The 16354-nt window shown below is 65.4% G+C and carries 18 protein-coding genes; 3 read left to right on the top strand and 15 right to left on the bottom strand.

Annotated features, from left to right (window positions below):
• Nucleotides 1–3: 3 nt before the first annotated feature.
• From xylA to ACYCVF_RS19605, 8 genes are all read right to left on the bottom strand, one after another.
• Nucleotides 4–1323: a xylose isomerase gene (gene xylA, locus ACYCVF_RS19640; RefSeq protein WP_459599068.1), complete on the bottom strand. Its 1320-nt coding sequence runs from the start codon at nt 1321–1323 to the stop codon at nt 4–6.
• The gene (xylB, locus tag ACYCVF_RS19635) at nt 1324–2778 is read right to left on the bottom strand and encodes a xylulokinase (RefSeq protein WP_459599066.1); all 1455 of its coding nucleotides are present in this window, start codon (nt 2776–2778) and stop codon (nt 1324–1326) included.
• Between the two features lie 81 nt (nt 2779–2859).
• On the bottom strand, nt 2860–3918 hold the full coding sequence (locus tag ACYCVF_RS19630) for a LacI family DNA-binding transcriptional regulator (protein WP_459599064.1): 1059 nt from the start codon (nt 3916–3918) through the stop codon (nt 2860–2862).
• A 245-nt stretch (nt 3919–4163) separates the two neighbouring features.
• The gene (locus ACYCVF_RS19625) at nt 4164–4637 is read right to left on the bottom strand and encodes a GNAT family N-acetyltransferase (protein WP_459599062.1); all 474 of its coding nucleotides are present in this window, start codon (nt 4635–4637) and stop codon (nt 4164–4166) included.
• 24 nt (nt 4638–4661) lie between these two features.
• The gene (locus ACYCVF_RS19620; protein WP_459599060.1) at nt 4662–5243 is read right to left on the bottom strand and encodes a helix-turn-helix domain-containing protein; all 582 of its coding nucleotides are present in this window, start codon (nt 5241–5243) and stop codon (nt 4662–4664) included.
• A 751-nt stretch (nt 5244–5994) separates the two neighbouring features.
• Nucleotides 5995–6246, bottom strand: a complete 252-nt coding sequence (locus tag ACYCVF_RS19615; protein ID WP_459599058.1) for a hypothetical protein — start codon at nt 6244–6246, stop codon at nt 5995–5997.
• Nucleotides 6243–7097, bottom strand: coding sequence for a helix-turn-helix domain-containing protein (locus ACYCVF_RS19610; RefSeq protein WP_459599056.1), 855 nt, complete (start codon nt 7095–7097; stop codon nt 6243–6245). The genes ACYCVF_RS19615 and ACYCVF_RS19610 overlap by 4 nt, the downstream gene beginning before the upstream one ends.
• 481 nt (nt 7098–7578) lie before the next feature.
• Nucleotides 7579–7881, bottom strand: a complete 303-nt coding sequence (locus ACYCVF_RS19605) for a hypothetical protein (protein WP_459599054.1) — start codon at nt 7879–7881, stop codon at nt 7579–7581.
• Between ACYCVF_RS19605 and ACYCVF_RS19600 the strand changes: the two genes are divergently transcribed.
• The 3 genes from ACYCVF_RS19600 (at nt 7861) to ACYCVF_RS19590 (ending at nt 10610) form a co-directional block, all read left to right on the top strand.
• Nucleotides 7861–9462, top strand: a complete 1602-nt coding sequence (locus ACYCVF_RS19600) for a PAS domain-containing sensor histidine kinase (RefSeq protein ID WP_459599052.1) — start codon at nt 7861–7863, stop codon at nt 9460–9462. The two genes, ACYCVF_RS19605 and ACYCVF_RS19600, sit on opposite strands and share 21 nt — an antisense overlap.
• Nucleotides 9459–10130: a response regulator transcription factor gene (locus tag ACYCVF_RS19595; protein ID WP_459599050.1), complete on the top strand. Its 672-nt coding sequence runs from the start codon at nt 9459–9461 to the stop codon at nt 10128–10130. Before ACYCVF_RS19600 ends, ACYCVF_RS19595 begins: the two co-directional genes overlap by 4 nt.
• A 102-nt stretch (nt 10131–10232) precedes the next feature.
• Nucleotides 10233–10610: a response regulator transcription factor gene (locus tag ACYCVF_RS19590; protein WP_459599048.1), complete on the top strand. Its 378-nt coding sequence runs from the start codon at nt 10233–10235 to the stop codon at nt 10608–10610.
• A gap of 357 nt (nt 10611–10967) precedes the next feature.
• On the opposite strand, the gene ACYCVF_RS19585 is transcribed toward ACYCVF_RS19590, so the two are convergent.
• From ACYCVF_RS19585 to mdcC, 7 genes are read right to left on the bottom strand one after another with little or no spacing between them, the layout of a single operon-like run.
• Nucleotides 10968–11903: an acyltransferase domain-containing protein gene (locus ACYCVF_RS19585; protein WP_459599046.1), complete on the bottom strand. Its 936-nt coding sequence runs from the start codon at nt 11901–11903 to the stop codon at nt 10968–10970.
• A gap of 9 nt (nt 11904–11912) precedes the next feature.
• On the bottom strand, nt 11913–12863 hold the full coding sequence (locus ACYCVF_RS19580) for an AEC family transporter (RefSeq protein WP_459599044.1): 951 nt from the start codon (nt 12861–12863) through the stop codon (nt 11913–11915).
• Nucleotides 12860–13738, bottom strand: a complete 879-nt coding sequence (gene mdcB, locus ACYCVF_RS19575) for a triphosphoribosyl-dephospho-CoA synthase MdcB (protein ID WP_459599042.1) — start codon at nt 13736–13738, stop codon at nt 12860–12862. The genes ACYCVF_RS19580 and mdcB overlap by 4 nt, the downstream gene beginning before the upstream one ends.
• Nucleotides 13735–14415 (bottom strand): malonate decarboxylase holo-[acyl-carrier-protein] synthase, encoded by a 681-nt coding sequence (mdcG, locus tag ACYCVF_RS19570; RefSeq protein WP_459599040.1) that lies wholly within the window; start codon nt 14413–14415, stop codon nt 13735–13737. The genes mdcB and mdcG overlap by 4 nt, the downstream gene beginning before the upstream one ends.
• Nucleotides 14390–15112 (bottom strand): biotin-independent malonate decarboxylase subunit gamma, encoded by a 723-nt coding sequence (gene mdcE, locus ACYCVF_RS19565; RefSeq protein ID WP_459599038.1) that lies wholly within the window; start codon nt 15110–15112, stop codon nt 14390–14392. The genes mdcG and mdcE overlap by 26 nt, the downstream gene beginning before the upstream one ends.
• Complete coding sequence (locus ACYCVF_RS19560; RefSeq protein ID WP_459599036.1) at nt 15099–16037, bottom strand: biotin-independent malonate decarboxylase subunit beta; 939 nt, start codon at nt 16035–16037, stop codon at nt 15099–15101. Before ACYCVF_RS19560 ends, mdcE begins: the two co-directional genes overlap by 14 nt.
• Nucleotides 16034–16351: a malonate decarboxylase acyl carrier protein gene (gene mdcC / locus ACYCVF_RS19555; RefSeq protein WP_459599034.1), complete on the bottom strand. Its 318-nt coding sequence runs from the start codon at nt 16349–16351 to the stop codon at nt 16034–16036. The genes ACYCVF_RS19560 and mdcC overlap by 4 nt, the downstream gene beginning before the upstream one ends.
• Nucleotides 16352–16354: the final 3 nt, after the last annotated feature.

Raw genomic sequence — 16354 nt, 5'->3', positions numbered from 1 at the left:
TCCTCAGACGTAGCGGTTGACGAGGGATTCCAGATATTCCTGCCGGCCCGAGCGCGGCTGCGGGTCGAAGCCGGGACTCATGGCGCGGTCGGCGAGGTCGGCGAGCGAGCGCTGGCCGCCGAGAATGGCGCGACCCTCGGGGCTGGCCCACCCGTCGTAACGCTTGGCAAGCGGCTCAGTGAGGACCGCGGCATCGATCATGTCGGCGGCGGCGAGGAAGGCACGCGCGCAAGCATCCATCGAGCCGACATGGGCATGGATCAAATCGTCGGGATCGATGGACTGACGGCGGATCTTGGCGTCGAAATTGAGCCCGCCCGTGGTGAAGCCGCCGCGGTTCAGGATTTCGTGAAACACCATCGCCAGCTCCGGTAAGTTCATTGCGAACTGATCGGTATCCCAGCCGAGCAGATCGTCGCCCCGGTTGATGTCGAGCGAGCCGAAGACACCGAGCGCCTCGGCAAGCACGACCTCGTGATGGAAGGAGTGACCGGCGAGGATGGCGTGGTTCTGCTCGATGTTGAGCTTGACGTCGTCCAGGAGATCGTAGCGCTCGAGGAAGCCGTAGCAGGTGGCGACGTCGAAATCGTACTGATGTTTGGTCGGCTCCTTCGGCTTCGGCTCAATCAGGATCGGTCCCTTGAAGCCGATCTTGTGCTTGTGCTCGACCACGAGCGAGAGGAAGCGGCCAAGCTGGTCGAGCTCGCGTTTGAGATCGGTATTGAGCAGCGTCTCGTAGCCCTCGCGCCCGCCCCACAGCACGTAGTTCTCGCCACCGAGTCGGTGCGTCACCTCCAGCGCGGCGCGGACCTGGCCCGCCGCATAGGTGAAGATATCGGGGTCCGGATTGGTCGCGGCGCCCGCCATATAACGGCGGTGTGTGAAAAGGTTTGCGGTGCCCCACAGCAGGCGCACTTTTGCGGAGGCCATCTTCTGTTCGAACAGATCGGCGATCGCGTTGAGGTTGGCAACGGACTCCGCGAGCGTGGCGCCTTCCGGCGCCGCATCGACGTCGTGGAAGGTGAAGAAGGGCACGTCGAGCAGGCGGAACAGCTCGAACGCGACGTCAGCCTTGGCGCGCGCCATCGCCATCGCGTCGGTGCCGTGATGCCACGGCCGCAGGAACGTCTCTCCGCCGAAGGGATCGCTGCCAGGCCAGCACAACGAATGCCAATAGCATACCGCAAAGCGCAAATGATCCTCGAGCCGGCGGCCATGCACGAGCCGGTCCTTGTCGTACCAGCGGAAGGCGGCTTGTCCCGCATCCTTGCCGCTGAAGGCGATGGGTGCGCTTGCTTCGAAGAATTTGGCTGACACGTTCACTCAGGCAGTCTCCTTCAATGCGGGATAGAGCGCGCGCCAGCGCCGATAAGCCTCGTCATAGGCCGCAACGATGGAGGAGCGGGGCGTGAAGGTCGCGAGCCGCCGCGGACGGGTGCAGACCTCCGTTGCGTCTTCGCCGGTCGCGGCGATGCGGCCGAGCCGTGCGGCACCGAGCGCGGCGCCGACGTCCCCTTCCTCGACGCGGTGGACGGGAATGCCGAGCACGTCGGCGCAGATCTGCGCCCACAGCGGTGAGCGCGAGCCGCCGCCGACAAGATCGAGTTCAGTGACCGGCCCGCCTGCCGCACTCAGCGCCGCCAGATTGTCGCGCGCGGCGAAAGCGACCCCTTCGAGCACGGCCTGCACGATCTCGCCGCGCCCGGTCGCGCCGCGCAAGCCGACGAAGGCCCCGCTCGCGGCGGCATCGTTGTGCGGCGTGCGCTCGCCGTCGAGATAGGGCACGAATCTGATCGGGCTTGGTCCATCGACGCGCTCGCCGAGCGGCGCGAGGAGCGCTGCGGCCGGCGTCTCCATCACGCCGGCGAGCCACGCGAGCGAGGCCGCCGCCGAGAGCATTACGCCCATCTGGTGCCACAGGCCGGGCAACGCGTGACAGAAGGCATGCACGGCCGAAGCCGGGGCCGGTGCGAAGCGGTCGGTGACGCGGAACACGACGCCGGACGTGCCCAGCGACAGGAAGGCGTCGCCCGGCGCAATTGCGCCGAGCCCGATCGCGCTCGCGGCATTGTCGCCGGCGCCGCCCGCGACCACGACGTCTTTCGCCATGTTCCAGCGCTGCGCGAACTCCGGCGCGAGCACCGCGCTCGCCGCGCTGCCCTCGACCAAGCGCGGCATGTGGTGCAGATCGAGCCCGGTGGCGTGCAGCAGCAGGGCCGACCAGCGGCGCAGACCGACGTCGAGCCACAGCGTGCCGGCCGCGTCCGACATGTCCTCGACCATCTCGCCGGTGAGGCGATAGCGCACATAAGCCTTCGGCAGCAGCACCTTAGCCACGCGGTCGAAGATCTCGGGTTCATGCCGCGCGACCCACAGCAGTTTCGGAGCGGTGAAGCCGGGCATCGCCAGATTGCCGGCGATCGTGCGCAGCGAGGGACAGCGCCGCTCCAGCGTGGCGCATTCGGCCTGCGAACGACCGTCATTCCAGAGGATGGCCGGACGCAGCGGCCGGCCGTCCTCGCCGAGCAGCGTCGCGCCATGCATCTGACCTGACAGCCCGATGCCACGAACCTGCGCAACCTCGCGCGGAAGGCGGACAGCGAGATCGTCGATCGCACCGATCGCGGCATCGACCCAGGCATCGGGATCCTGCTCGGACCACAGCGGCGCCGGATGCGATAGCGCAAGCTCGCGCGCCGTCGTCGCGAGGACCGCGCCGGCTTCGCTCACGAGCACCGCCTTCACACCGGATGTGCCGATGTCGATCCCGAGATACACGCTATCCTCCCTTTCGCCTGCTGCGGTGCGCGATCTTGCGTCGCTTTCCCGGCAGCGGGCCCATTCGAAATCCAGCTGCCGCTAAGGCATATTGTCCCGCATCACGATGTCGATCCTGATCTTCTCCTGTTCGCGCAAGATCGGCTCGCCGCGGGCGAGCGCCAGCAGCACGCGCACGGCCGCGCGCGCTTCATGTCCGGGGTTCTGCGAGATCGCAGCATCCATCACGCCCTGCAGCAGCAGCCGCCGTGTCAGCGCGGTGACGTCGTGCCCGACGAACACCACCTGCTTGTATCGGCCGGCACCGCTCGATGCCTGGTCCCCTAACGCCTTGGCGACGCCTTGCGTGCCGGCACCGACGTTATAGAGACCGACAATGTCGGCATGGCGGCCGAGCAGCCGCCCCAGCAGTTGCTCGGAACGTTCGTCCTCGTCGCGCCCTTCCAGCACCGGCAGCACGCCGAGATCGGGGAATTCCGTCGCCATCACCTGGTTGAAGCCGAAGATGCGCTCGGCATGATCGCGCAGGCCCTGCGAGCCCGCGACGATCGCAACTTTGCCGGACCTTTGGCCGACCAGCCGCCCGACCAGCGCGCCGGCGGTGCGCCCCGCCGCGATATTGTCGATGCCGACATAATGGTGACGGCGCGAGGACGGCACGTCCGAGACCAGCGTCACCACCTTGGTGCCGGCATCGACGAGATCGTTGATGGCGGCGCGAACACTTGGATGGTCCAGCGCCACAACGGCGACGCCGTCGTAATCACCCGACAGGGCCTCCAGCGAGGCCGCGAGCGCGGAGGGGTCGAACACATCCGTTGCGATTGTCTCAACGCCCAGGCGGCGGGCCGCCAGCCAGGCCGCCATCTCGCCGAGATAGGCCTCGATCTGCTGCATGAACGGGTTTGGCCCCGACGGCATCACGAAGGCGAAACGGCGGGCACGGCCGCGGGCGAGTTCGGCAGCGGCCACATGCGGCTGGAACGCATTGCGCTCGATCGTTGCCTTAACACGCCGAACCGTGTCGGGCCGCACGCCGGGCCTGTTATGCAGGACGCGGTCGACCGTCGCGAGGCTGACGCCGGCCTCGCGGGCGATGTCCTTCAGGGTCAGCGCAGTCGTGGTGAGCGTCTCGGCCATGACTGAAGGCTAGCAGAGGTGTTTTGAGGTACGCAACTCATTTTGAGGGGCGCCGCTCATCATTGCGTGCCTTACGGCTAGGAAGCGCCGGGTCAGCCTGCTGGGATCATGGGCAGACCAAGGTCGCCCGCCTGCCGACCCAGATCGCCGAACGGCTCGATATCAAGCCGGACTCGGAACGCAAGCGGCCCGCGACATCGCGCCCGAGCGCGTGCGCGACAAGATCGAGGAGACGTGCTCCTGAACTATCGGCGCGCCGGCCCCGACAGGTCGAGCGTCAGGAACAGGCTGTTGGTATCCTCGACATAGCCCTCGAACGGGCTGCAGGCGACGAAACCGTGCGCCTGGTAGAGCGCGTGCGCCGGCTTGAAATAGTCCCACGAGCCGGTCTCGAGGCTGAGACGCGTCATCCCGCGCGCGCGGGCCTCAGTAATGATGTGGCGGAGCATCTGGCCGCCGAAACCGCGCCGACGCGTGATCCGAAGTGTATGCATCGACTTCACCTCGCCGTGCAGCGTCGAGAGCATCTTCAGCGCGCCCACTGCAACCAGCGCCTCGCCGTCCCAACCGGTCCAGAACGAAATATCAGGCGCGCGCAGGCCGGAGAGATCGAGTGCATGCGCGCTGCCCTGCGCGGTCTGCGCCCGCGCTGCCGTGACGTGATGGTCGAGCAGCGCGATGACGCGGGGATCGTAGGTGTCGCCGGTGCGGATCTGCATCGTTAGGGTCTCCACTCCATGATGTCACATCTTCCCGTAGGAGGCGCCGCGCCGCGTGATGATGATGTAGCGCGCGTCCTGCTTCGTTTCGTTCTCGAAGATCACAGCGCGCATCACGTCGAAATCCAGACAATCGCCCTCGCGCAGCCGCACCGCCTTGGCATCGATATGCACGGCGATCGCGCCCTCCAGCATCAGCAGCTGCTGGGTGAAGGCGTTGCGACCCCAGGGGCTGTACGGCACCCGCGAGCCAGCCGGCAGGTCGACGACGATGATCTCGATTCCGCTCGCAGCATCGGTCGGCGAAGCGTGGCGGCGGCGATAGCCGCTCTCGGGATCGCGCCAATGCGGCTGGTCGGCGAGCCGCACCAAGCGCTCCGGCGGCTTCTCGGCCAGAGCGACGACATCGCTCAGCGAGACGTCGAGTGCCGCACAGAGTTTTCCGAGCAGCGCAGCCGTAGCACTGCTCTGCGCCCGCTCCACCCGCCCGATCATGGCGCGGCTGACGCCGGAGCGCGCCGCAAGCTCGTTCAACGTCATGCCCGCCTGCGTCCTCAGCGTCTTCAGGCGGCGGCCGATCGCGCGATCGAGTTTCTGCTGGTCCATGTTTGAGGCCTGCCTTCATCCAAGCGTTACCCTGCGAAACGACGCATGCCGCCCGGACGCAACGAGCTTAGCCAAGGCAACAGGGCATGCCGGCAGTTGGAGGCTAATATATTGGAAACTTGGCGCAACGCACGACGGTGCGCGCGTCACTTCGGCTCGCACAAACATTCGACGGCAGGCGGCTTGGAACGGGCGAAGGGAATCCGACCCTCGTCTGCAGCTTGGAGCGGAATCCCCCTTTGTCTAAGGGCGTTTAAGGCCATCTAACCAACTGAAATCACTTCATATTGCTGTTGTTCGCGGCTTTCGGAAATGCCCTCGAAGCCGCTTGATTTCGTTTGTACGGCTGTCGTCTAAGGTCGCGATGCCTGAGCTGGCCGCTCGGACCTTCAATCTCGATCGATTGCGGCCGTCCTGCGCGCAATTTTGGCCCCGAACGAGCCAGCCGCGCTCACCGAGCGTTGGAGCTCATCGGCACGCCGAGGATGCCGGCGGATGTCGCCGGCGACTTCATCGGTTGGGCCATTCCTCGCGCAGTTCGCGGTTGGCCATCAAGCGCGGCGTGCACGCCTTGGAAGCTGCGCCGCCGCCGGCCATCCCCGTCGGCAACGGCGAAGCCTTCAGCCGCCTCTGCCTCGGCCGCGTTGGGCTCACCTCGCGACGCGTCTCCCGGCGAAGGGTACCGGTGTGGCCGACAGAGACCGCATCGGCCCCGATATCGAAGCCGGGGCGGCTTTGCTGTCTTTGCGATTCAGGAATTGCCGATCTGGAGAACTGGTATGAGACGCCCGCGTGCGCGTTCATCGATTTCCTGCCGGAGCACCCTAAAGAAATCCAGAGTGAAACGGGCGTAGATGACACTTGAACCCGGTCCCCAAGCAGCCAGGCGGCACGAATTGCCAAGAGCGCGGACAAGCTCAATCATTCCCATAAGTTCAGCATGCGTCAGCATCAAATGAATGCTCGCGAGCGGCAGAAGGGCTTGAACTCCGATATAGTTCATGACAGGCCTGCTCCTGGACGCGGCAGCGGCATGGATTGAGCGAGATAGGCGCTGCGCCATTGATACGGCGTATCGCCGACAAAGCGCTTGAACACCGTCGTGAAATGCGCCTGGGTCTGGAAACCTACGGTCAAGGCGATATCGACCAGAGTGACTTCGGCCTGCTTGAGCAGTTCCTGGGCGCGCTCGATGCGACGCCTCAGCAGATATTCGTGGGGCCGAACGCCGGTGGCCGCGCGGAATTGCGCAGCGAAATGCATCCTGCTCAGCCCGGCGACGCCGGCCATCTCTTGCAGCGTCATTTTGGCACTCAGATGCTTGTCGATATATTGCAGGACGCGCTTGAGGCGCCAACTCTGCAGCGACCGCACGACCCGGCCAGCATTCTCCTCGCGAACACTTTCAATCGGGTCAAGCTCGGCCGGTGTGCGACACGCCCGTCGGCTGAACGTCCGGGTGAGGATCGCAAGCCGTAGCGCATCGGCCATGATCGCGGAATGGACATCGTGCTGGGCTTCGGTCGCCGCGAGCGCATCCGACAGGCGCCGCACGACCGGATCGATCGATTCTGATGCTGCAATCGCACGCTCGCTCTCAGGAAGCGATTCCGCGAGGAGTTTTGCGGAGACCCTGAGGCCCGGTCCGGGAGCGGCAGATCGCTCGACGTTTGCCGCGCTCTTCTCGATCGCCAAGGCGACGTCCAGATGAACGAAGGACAACATCGTTCCGTCTTCGTCGAAGCGGTCAGGAAGTCTGGACAGCCCGAGCGGATCGCGATCGATTGCCGAGATATCGATCGCGCGAACGCCATGATCTCTAACCGTCTGTGAGCGTGACATCTGCAGCGACATCGTCGAATCTCCTTGTCCCGTTTTCGATCCGGCCAGGCCTGGTTGGCTTGTCCGAATGTCATGGCGGCAGAGTAATTCGGCGATCGGCGCGATCCATTCTACGCGCGGGTGCGTCGATAGATTCTCGGGTTGAGCGCATCATACCTAGGTATGATCGCAGCATGTTCGGATGGTGAGCGCACCGAGGCGACACCTTCTGGCCACGCGGGGAGATCAGCACCGTGGGGCGATGCGTCTGCGGTAAGTTGACGCGCTTTTTCGGGAGCAGTCGCCGGCGAAGTCACTCGAATTCCCTGGGTTTTCTGGAGAACGCCGCCTGCCGGCGCTTTCGCCGGATTGTGCCGTCCGACAAGTCTTCCACAAGAGCACGAAAATCGTGCGACTGGATGTTGTGGACGCGAGCAAATCGCGGCATCAACGCCGGCGGCATGAGAAGAACGACTTCAAGCGACATATGACGAGTCATGATCAGACCACGGGTTCATCCATGAGCCACGTTGGTTTGCGGCTGTGGTCCGCCATCCTCGCCGTCGCGGTTTTTCTGGTTGACGTGCTGACCCCGCTCGAGGGAGCGGTCGCGGTTCTTTATGTGGTCGCGATCCTGCTCGCGGCCAAGACCAACCGGCGCGACGATACGATCGTTGCTGCAGCCGGCTGTGTGGTCCTGACGATTGTAGCCTATGTCCTGTCGCATGATCTGGAGAGCTTCGCCTCGCCCGCCGTTCGCGCACTGGTGAGCCTTGCAGCGATCGGGATCACGACCTTGCTGGCGCTGCAGAATCAAGCGGCGACGAAGCACCTGGCGGCGCAGGCGCGCCTACTCAACCTTTCGCATGACATGATCTTCGCAAGGGATCGGGGCGGCGTGATCACTTTCTGGAACAAGACCGCCGAGCAGGCCTACGGCTGGTCGGCCGACGAGGCGCTCGGGCAGCTGGCTGACAGCCTTCTGCGCACCACATATCCCGATCGGCGCGAGGTCATCGAAGCCGGCCTGCTCGACACCGGCCGATGGGAAGGCCGCGTGCAGCAGCGGACGAAAGACGGAGCCGTGCTCACCGTCGATGCCCGATGGGCCCTGCAGCACGACCGTCTCGGCAGGCCGGTCGGGGTGCTCGAAACTCATACCGACGTCACCGACCGTGTCGCCGCGCACAGCGCGCTGATGAAGAGCGAGCAGCGATACCGCCGGATGTTCGACGCAAGCCGGATCGGCGTGGTCGAAGAAGACTGGAGCGATCTGCGGGCCGCGCTGCAATCGCTGGGGCCAGCAGGAATCGGCCTGCGTGACTATCTGACGCAACATCCCGACTTCGTCCGGCAAGCCCGCCGGCTCGCCAAAATCACTGACCTCAATCCGGCCCTGCTGAAGATGGCAGGGGCAAACGACGCCGCGGCCTTTATAGAGAATGTGGACCTGCTTCTCGGCGAGAACGACCGAAGTTTCCTCGGGGCATTGACCGCTTTCGCGGAAGGCGAGCCATTCTACGAAGGCGAGACCGAGCTGGTCAGGCTCGATGGCCGCAAGGTTCCCGTGCTGTTCACGATCACCTTTCCCTCCGGGCCAGACGGTGATCGCAACGTGCTCGCCTTCGTCGTTGACATCACCGAGCGCCGGCAGACGCAGGATGCCTTGCTCGCGGCTCAGGCGGAGCTCGCACATGCCGCACGCGTCGCCACCCTCGGCGAGCTCACCGCCTCCATTGCCCACGAGGTCAACCAACCACTGGCGGCGATCGTCACCAGCGGCGAGGCCGGCCTGCGCTGGCTGCGGCGCGAGGTCCCCGATCTGGACGAGGTCGGGGCCACCATCGTCCAGGTCGTCGCGGAAGGCCGCCGTGCCAGCGAGATCGTGGCGCGCATCCGAACCTTCCTGAAGAAGGCGCCGGTCGAGCACGGCAGTCTCGATATCGCCGAGATCGTCGAAGAAGCGGCCCTTCTGGTCGAGCGGGAGCTCGCCAATGACGACGTCCTCCTCACCTTCGAGGTCGAGCAGGGCCTGAAGCCGGTCCGCGGCGACCGGATCCAGCTTCAGCAGGTGCTCGTCAATCTGCTTGTCAATGCCGGCCAGGCCATGTCGGGCCAGCCTGGTTCCCGAACCGTCAAGCTGCGCGCCAGTGCCCTCGACGACGAGCGTCTCGCCATCGCGGTACAGGACAGCGGCCCCGGCATCCAGCCCGAAGACTTGCCGCGCCTTTTCAATCCGTTCTTCACGACCAAGCGCGATGGCATGGGCATGGGACTTGCGATCTGCCGGACGACGGTGGAAGCTCACGGCGGCCAGTTGTCGGTGGAGAGCGCGCCCGGCGCGGGCGCGACATTCCGCCTGACACTGCCGTACAGCCAAGAACACCCCAGACCATGACACGACTAGACCAAGTGCAACCACCTGCCCAATCCTTCAACTCGGTCGTCATCATCGTCGATGACGACGCAGGGATCCGCGCCTCGCTCGATAGCCTGTTCCGTTCCGTCGGGCTCGAGACGCTCCTGTTCGCATCGCCCGCCGAACTGCTCGGTGGGTTGCTGCCGGACTGCCCCGGCTGCATCGTGCTGGACGTCCGCCTTCCCGGCGTGAGCGGGCTCGACCTGCAGAGCCAGCTCGTCCGGCAGGGCATCAGACATCCCATCATCTTCATGACTGGCCACGGCGACATCCCGATGTCGGTGCGTGCCATGAAGGCCGGCGCGGTCGATTTCCTCGCCAAGCCGTTTCGCGACCAGGACATGCTCGATGCGGTGACGGCGGCGCTCGAGCGCGACGCGCAACACCGTGCCGAAGCCGCGACCAGAGACGATATCCGCGCCCAGTACGAGACCCTGACGGCGCGCGAGCGCGAGGTGATGGGCCATGTCACGGCCGGCCTGATGAACAAGCAGGTCGCCGCCCGGATCGGCCTTAGCGAGATCACGGTCAAGATCCACCGCGGGAACGTCATGCGCAAGATGGGGGTCCGGTCGCTGGCAGACCTCGTCCGCAAAGCCGAGGCGCTCGGGGTTTCCCAGACCCGCAGGACTACGGACCAAACCTGAGTATAATTCCGGTCCGGCTGCCCCAGGTGCATATAAGGTGTCATCGGCCGCGCAAAGGGAGATGCTCTCCTTGCGGAACACCGCGGTCAGGATTGTGTGCCAATGGCCAAAACCCCGGTGATTGCGATCGTGGACGACGACGAAGGCGTTCGCGCGTCGCTTGCGAGCCTCGTACGCTCGATCGGCTACGAGGCCAAGGCCTACGAATCCGGCGTGGATTTCCTGCGGCACGCACCGGGAGAAGATCCGGCGTGCATGATCGCCGACGTCCAGATGCCAGTTATCACCGGCGATGAATTGCAGGCCCGGCTGATTGCCGCCGGCCGCCATTTCCCGATCATCTTCATGACGGCATTCCCGAGCGAAAACGTGCGCCAGCGCGTGATGGCCGCAGGCGCACATTGCTATCTCGGCAAGCCCTCCAGCGGTGACGAGATCATCCGCTGCCTTGAAGAGGCGCTGGCAGGCCACGCGCCGTAGTCCGCAACGCGGGTGACACGCCCGCAGGCTGGACCTGCGCCAGCCGGAACGCGTCGGCTTCGTCCAGGCTCAAAGGCGGCGATCCGGCTTTCGATATGCAAGGTCATGTCGTGCATGTAGCCCGCAGACCTCTCGAAAATCATGCGAAATGAGAAACAGCCGGGGTTCGCGAAATACTTCGGCCGCGGGATCGGCGATGCTGTGTGCGTTAGGTGACTAAGCCCCCCAAGTCACCGCTCGAGCCTCCCTCCTCCCTGGGCATACGAGCATCTAAGGGCCGTCCTCCCCCAAAGGACGGCCCCCTTTTTGTTTTACAGCGGGACACGATAGACGGCATCATCTCAGAACTTGGCGGCGCTAGGTGCTCAGGTGGCGCGCAGCCCAGGCGCGGACGCCCTGAAGACTCCTGAAATCATCGAACGAGCGAGCCGGAAGTCCCGCCCCGATTTCCGCAACCATGCCGCTCAGCGCATGTCCCGGCCCGAGCTCGAGAAACCCCGTCGCGCCCGCTTCGACACAGGCTTGCAGGCAATCGGCCCATTGCACGGTCTGCGAGATCTGCGCTGCGAGCTTGTCGAGACCGGTCTCGCGCGAGACGACCGGAGCGGCATCGATTCCGCTCAGAATGCGCACTCCGCTCCTCGGCGGGAATATCATCGACGCCTCGCGCAATGTCTCACGAAAGACGGTAGATGCCACGGCAAGCCGCTCGGTGTGGGAGGCAACCTCAACCGGCAACGCGACGATCCTAGCGTGCATCGCCCGCGCGTCTCTGGCAAACTCGCTTAGCGCCTCACGGCCGCCTCCGATGACAAAGGCATCGCCCGGATTGACGATGGCGACCGCTGCGCCGTGGCGTTCGCAAAGACGATCGACCTCGTTCCGGGAAGGACCGCGGACGAAGATCAGTCCGTCACCGGCGCGCGTGGCCGCATCCATGGCCTCGGCGCGGCGCGCCACCAGATCGAGCGTGGCGGTCGCATCGAACAAGCCGCCGACACCCCAGGCCGCGACTTCGCCGACACTATAGCCGGCAATGATGACGCCACGCGGAATGACATCTGCAAGCGCACACGCTGCGGCGAGCGGCTGCAAGGTGCAGAGAATCTGACCGGCACGGTTGCGGTGCAGGGTTTCATCGGGTTCATCGCGGACGAATTCGCGCGGATCGCTGCCACCGAGCAATGCCGCCGCATGCGCAAACAGCTGCGCGGCCTCCGGCGCGCCGCCCGTGAGGGCGAACATGTCCGGATGCTGGCCGCCTTGCCCTGCGCAGAGGATCGCAAGCGTCATGGTGGCGGCCTAACGAGGAAACAGCAGTGCGATCGCGATCGCCAGGCTCACGGCGCTGAATCCAGTGCTGGCGATGACCATGGACCCTGCCCTTGCGGAATCCAGCCGGTAGTTGACGGCAAACAGGATGCCGAAAAAGCCCGAGGGCACCGCGGCAAGCAGAATGGCCGTCTTCGCGGGATCAGGCGCGATCGGAATGACGTGAATGACCGCAACGGCCAGCAGCGGTCGAACGACGTCCGAGGCCGCCGTCGCAGCAACGATCTTCCAATCCAGCCGGAACGACTGTGCCGACAGAATGGCTCCGGTGAGGAACAGGGCGACGCCGGCAGCCGAACTTCCAATCAACGCGAGGCTCGCATGGGCCAACGCGTCGAGGCTCACACCCGACAACGAAAACAGGATGCCAAGCGCGGGCGCGAGCACCACCGGCTTGGTGATCGCGCGTCGAATTGCCGTCAGGACCTGCCGCGCCGCCATTTGCTCACCGCGAGCCTTGGCGACGCCTATTTCCGCCATGATCAGGGTCAGCGGACTGATGAGGATCGAGCCCGCTGCCAATGCGACGGCAACCGGCACCGTGCCGGCCGGCCCCACGACTGACGTCATGATCGGAAGGCCCACGCCGGCGAGATTCGGAAAGCCAATCGTCAACGCCTGTAGCGATGCTTCCGACCGGGCGACATTAGAGAACCCACGTGCGGCAAAATACCAAGCGAGATAGAGCAGCAGCATCGTCACCCCGAGCACCAGGAAGAGCGGGACCTGCTCGATCATCTCACGGCGCGACGCCGATGCCGTCGCCGCGAACAGCGAGGCCGGCAGCGCAAAATCCATCACCAGTGCGTTGAGGGCGTCGACGTGAAGATTGTCAACGATATGAAATTTTCCGGCGGCATAGCCCAGCAACAGAACGAAGAAGACCGGCACCAGCGCCATCACAATCGCATTGGACATCATGGACCCGGCCTTTCATGGGCGTCGACGAAGAGCGTCATTGCAAGCAAATCGGCCGATCCACCCGGGCTGAGACGGCGGGCGACGAAGCTTTCGTGGATCGACTGCGCCCGCGCACGCCAGCCGGATGCGCTGACGCCGCCCGAAGCGATGAAGCGGCGCGCCGCATCATGTGCAAAGTGAAGGCCGTCGAGCCCACCACGATGCAGCAGGTTGGTGTCTTCGACGAATGCGATCAGGGCAAAGCATGCCTCGACCCGGGCGGCCTCCGTATCCTTCACAACGACAGCTGCTCTGCGCAAGGCGGGCAAGCCGATCCCGTAGACGCTGGGAAATCCCTTCGCGGCTTCGATACGTGCACCGCCCGCGCGAAAGCGGCGGCGGGCCACGCTGCCATGGCTGTGCAGCAACACCGGACCATCGAGTATGCTGTCGCCCCACAGGCGGGCCACGACATCGCCAAGCGGAAGCCCGGGATCGACCAACCCGCCGGCTTTCGCGCCGGCCGCCGCGCAGAGCAGGCCAAGCCCGAAGATCGCGCCACGGTGCGTGTTGATCCCCGCAGTTGCCGCCAGCATGGCGCGCTCCGCCTCAAGGCCAATGATCCGCAGCCGCCCCATGCCGCAGCCGAGCGCGCCCGCATCGGCCAGGCGCTGCAGATAGGGCCTGATCGCCGCAGCGCTGCGACGAAACGTGCCCGCATCCATATCATCGTGACTGCCGTTGTCGACATGGCTCACGAGCCCCGGCTTCGGCCAGGTTTCGAGCTCCTTGACGAGGCAATCGGCAGCGACGGTGCCGATGGCGGAGAGATCGGGCGCGATCTGCGCCCGGCGCAGAACCGGCCGTTCCACGCCTCTTGCGGCGTTGGTGATCATGATCCCATCGCTCCCGACATGAATTGATGCCTGCCGAGCAGGACCACGCGCTCGATGCTCTTGACCAGAAGCTCGCGTGCGCCGCCGTGAAGTTCGCGCCAGTTGACCGCGGCGCCGTCGGCGCCCATCAACTCGCCATCGAGCCGCATCGGCGCATCGACCTCGATCTCGGCGACATCGGCGACGAAGCGATCGATGTCGGTTTCGCGGCGAAACTCGAACAGGACATCGAGATCGGAGTGACTGGTGACGTAGTCGAGCCCGGTCAACGATTGCCAGGCCAGGCTGCCGAACACGCGCGCGTCCACCGCACGGCGACGCGCCAGCATGTCGAGCCGGTCGAGCGTCGGCCACCAGCTGCGCGGCGCGTAGGCCCGCGCCTGCCGCAGCGACGGCGGTCTCGCGACCGAGGCGACGCGGTCGATATCAACCAAAAGGGAGATCCGCTTCTTGCCGGCCGAGGGCGGCAAGGGCAGGCCTAAAGCTAGGCCGCTTGCCTCGCATGGCAGAGGGCGCCGCCTGATCGTCGGCCATCCCATTTTGGCCCAACGTACGACTAGCGCATCGGTCGTGAGATCGTGGCGCGCGTCCAACATCTCGCGCCATCCCGCGGGGCTGACGAAGACGAGGTCGTGACGACCCGGTGGGCGCTCACCGTGCTTGCAGGGCGAGGTCATGAACGCGCTCCGCGATATCGGCGGCCTTGAGCCGCCCGCCACGCTCCTTGCCGAGCGCATCCCGCCGATCCTGCAAGGCCGGCATGTCGGCGAGCAACGCCTCCAGCTGGTCGGCGAGCGAGGTGGCATTGCTCCATGTCATGTGAACGGCGCCCATCTGTGCGAGGTTGGACAGTCCCGGGGCGAACACCGGCGTCGACTTCGCCTTCTCCTGCAGCGCCTCGATCGACAGCTTGGTGACCTTCGCCATCGACGGCAGATCCATCACCGCGGGATCAGCGCCGGGCAACCCGACCAGCACGCGGGTTGCAAGACCCGTCGCAAGCAGGGCACCGGCGGCCGAGTGACCGTACAGAAGGCCGATGGTCGGGCGGCCATTCAGGTCCGCATGGATCAGCACCTTCGTCAGATGCGCCAGGAATTCGTTCAGCCCGAGCAACTCGTCGCGCTTGCTCATGCGCTGGCTGTCGCTGTCGACGAGCACCAGAATCGGCCCAGAGTCTCGCCCGATCGATTCCAGGAGATGGCCGGACAATCTGATCGCCTCGTCGACGCCCAAGGCGGTTCGATCCGCGACACCGAGGACGAGCATTTTGTCGCCGCATCGCAGCGTCGCCGAGCCGAGAAGGACGCCTTTGTCGTTCTCAATCTCATGGCCGTCGGGGAAGAGCGAGGCGAGAATGTCATCGAGCGTCACGGCTGGTCCTCCCGATCCTGTCGGCGAGCGTAATGAACTGATCGGCCGGCAGCTCCGGAACCGCTTCAGCATGCGCGATGCCTTGCGCCGCCCAGATGTCGACGGCATCCAAGCAGGCGCCGTAGCGGCTTAGCCGGTCGGCAAGCCGCTGCTGCTCTGCCTTCAAGCTGTCGAGGCCGAAAGGTCCGATCAGGCCCAGCAGCTCCAGCGCGGCCTCGCGAAAATCCTGCACATTGTCATCGGCAAAGACATCGGCGGCGCCGAGCAGCCGGCGATGCTTGCCGCCCATGGTGCGCCAAACCAGCGCGCGGTCGCGGGAGTCGAACTCCTCGACGCCGCGATTGGTCTCGATGACTTCCGGACCCGACACAGCGATGCGCCCGGGCTCCGAGACGGCGAGAGCCGAGCAGCAGCCTGCGATTAGGCCGCCACCGCCATAGCATCCGGACCTCCCGCCGATCAGCCCGATGACCTTCACGCCGGCGCTGCGCGCCTCCATCACAGCGCGCATGATCTCAGCGATCGCGAGCTCGCCGGCATTGGCTTCCTGCAACCGGACGCCGCCGGTATCGAACAGGATCAGCACGGGGATCGAGCCGATCTGGCGCGCGGCGCGGAGCAGCCCCGTCAGCTTGGCGCCGTGGACCTCGCCGAAGGCGCCGCCCATGAAACGGCCCTCCTGTGCGGCGACGAAAATCGGCGAGCCATCGAGGCGGCCATGGCCGACGACGATGCCGTCGTCGAACTGCTCGGGCAGATCAAAAATCTTCAGATGCGGACTGACCTCGCGCTGCTCCGGACCGATGAACTCGACGAGGCTGCCGGCGTCGAGCAGCAACTCCAGCCGCATGCGGGCCGACGCTTCGTAGAAGCTGGTGTTGCGGGCGCGCTCGGCCGGTGTGTCGTCCTTGAGTGGTGCGGTCATTGGCCGTTCTCCGTGATCAACCGCACCGCCTGTGCCAACCGAAGCGAGACCGTATCCGGGCGCGCACCGCCGTCATTGATCGAGAATCTCAGCCCGCCGGGCGAATAGCGCTCGACGAAATCACCGATTACGGCAGTCCAGACCTCGCCGAAGCCGACTGCCGCGGTCCTGATCTCGATGGCGCATTCCGCATCCGGGAGGACGCGTTCCACCAGCACCTCCAGATTACCCGAGGCGACGACGCCAACGATTGCGCTCCGCCTAATGCCGCCGGCCCTGGTGCGAACGCTGTGCTCAAACCTAAGATCTTCCATTGC

This window comes from Bradyrhizobium cedriense (assembly GCF_054602315.1).
The sequence above is the reverse complement of the archived record's forward strand: the minus strand, read 5'-3'. Positions and strand labels throughout refer to the sequence as shown.

Excerpts from the sequence above, each read along its gene's own strand:
- ACYCVF_RS19630 (WP_459599064.1), bottom strand. The coding sequence starts at position 3,918 with ATGGCCGAGACGCTCACCACGACTGCGCTGACCCTGAAGGACATCGCC.
- ACYCVF_RS19625 (WP_459599062.1), bottom strand. The coding sequence starts at position 4,637 with ATGCAGATCCGCACCGGCGACACCTACGATCCCCGCGTCATCGCGCTG.
- ACYCVF_RS19620 (WP_459599060.1), bottom strand. The coding sequence starts at position 5,243 with ATGGACCAGCAGAAACTCGATCGCGCGATCGGCCGCCGCCTGAAGACG.
- ACYCVF_RS19615 (WP_459599058.1), bottom strand. The coding sequence starts at position 6,246 with ATGAACTATATCGGAGTTCAAGCCCTTCTGCCGCTCGCGAGCATTCAT.
- ACYCVF_RS19610 (WP_459599056.1), bottom strand. The coding sequence starts at position 7,097 with ATGTCGCTGCAGATGTCACGCTCACAGACGGTTAGAGATCATGGCGTT.
- ACYCVF_RS19595 (WP_459599050.1), top strand. The coding sequence starts at position 9,459 with ATGACACGACTAGACCAAGTGCAACCACCTGCCCAATCCTTCAACTCG.
- ACYCVF_RS19590 (WP_459599048.1), top strand. The coding sequence starts at position 10,233 with ATGGCCAAAACCCCGGTGATTGCGATCGTGGACGACGACGAAGGCGTT.
- ACYCVF_RS19585 (WP_459599046.1), bottom strand. The coding sequence starts at position 11,903 with ATGACGCTTGCGATCCTCTGCGCAGGGCAAGGCGGCCAGCATCCGGAC.
- ACYCVF_RS19580 (WP_459599044.1), bottom strand. The coding sequence starts at position 12,863 with ATGATGTCCAATGCGATTGTGATGGCGCTGGTGCCGGTCTTCTTCGTT.
- mdcB (WP_459599042.1), bottom strand. The coding sequence starts at position 13,738 with ATGATCACCAACGCCGCAAGAGGCGTGGAACGGCCGGTTCTGCGCCGG.
- mdcG (WP_459599040.1), bottom strand. The coding sequence starts at position 14,415 with ATGACCTCGCCCTGCAAGCACGGTGAGCGCCCACCGGGTCGTCACGAC.
- ACYCVF_RS19560 (WP_459599036.1), bottom strand. The coding sequence starts at position 16,037 with ATGACCGCACCACTCAAGGACGACACACCGGCCGAGCGCGCCCGCAAC.
- mdcC (WP_459599034.1), bottom strand. The coding sequence starts at position 16,351 with ATGGAAGATCTTAGGTTTGAGCACAGCGTTCGCACCAGGGCCGGCGGC.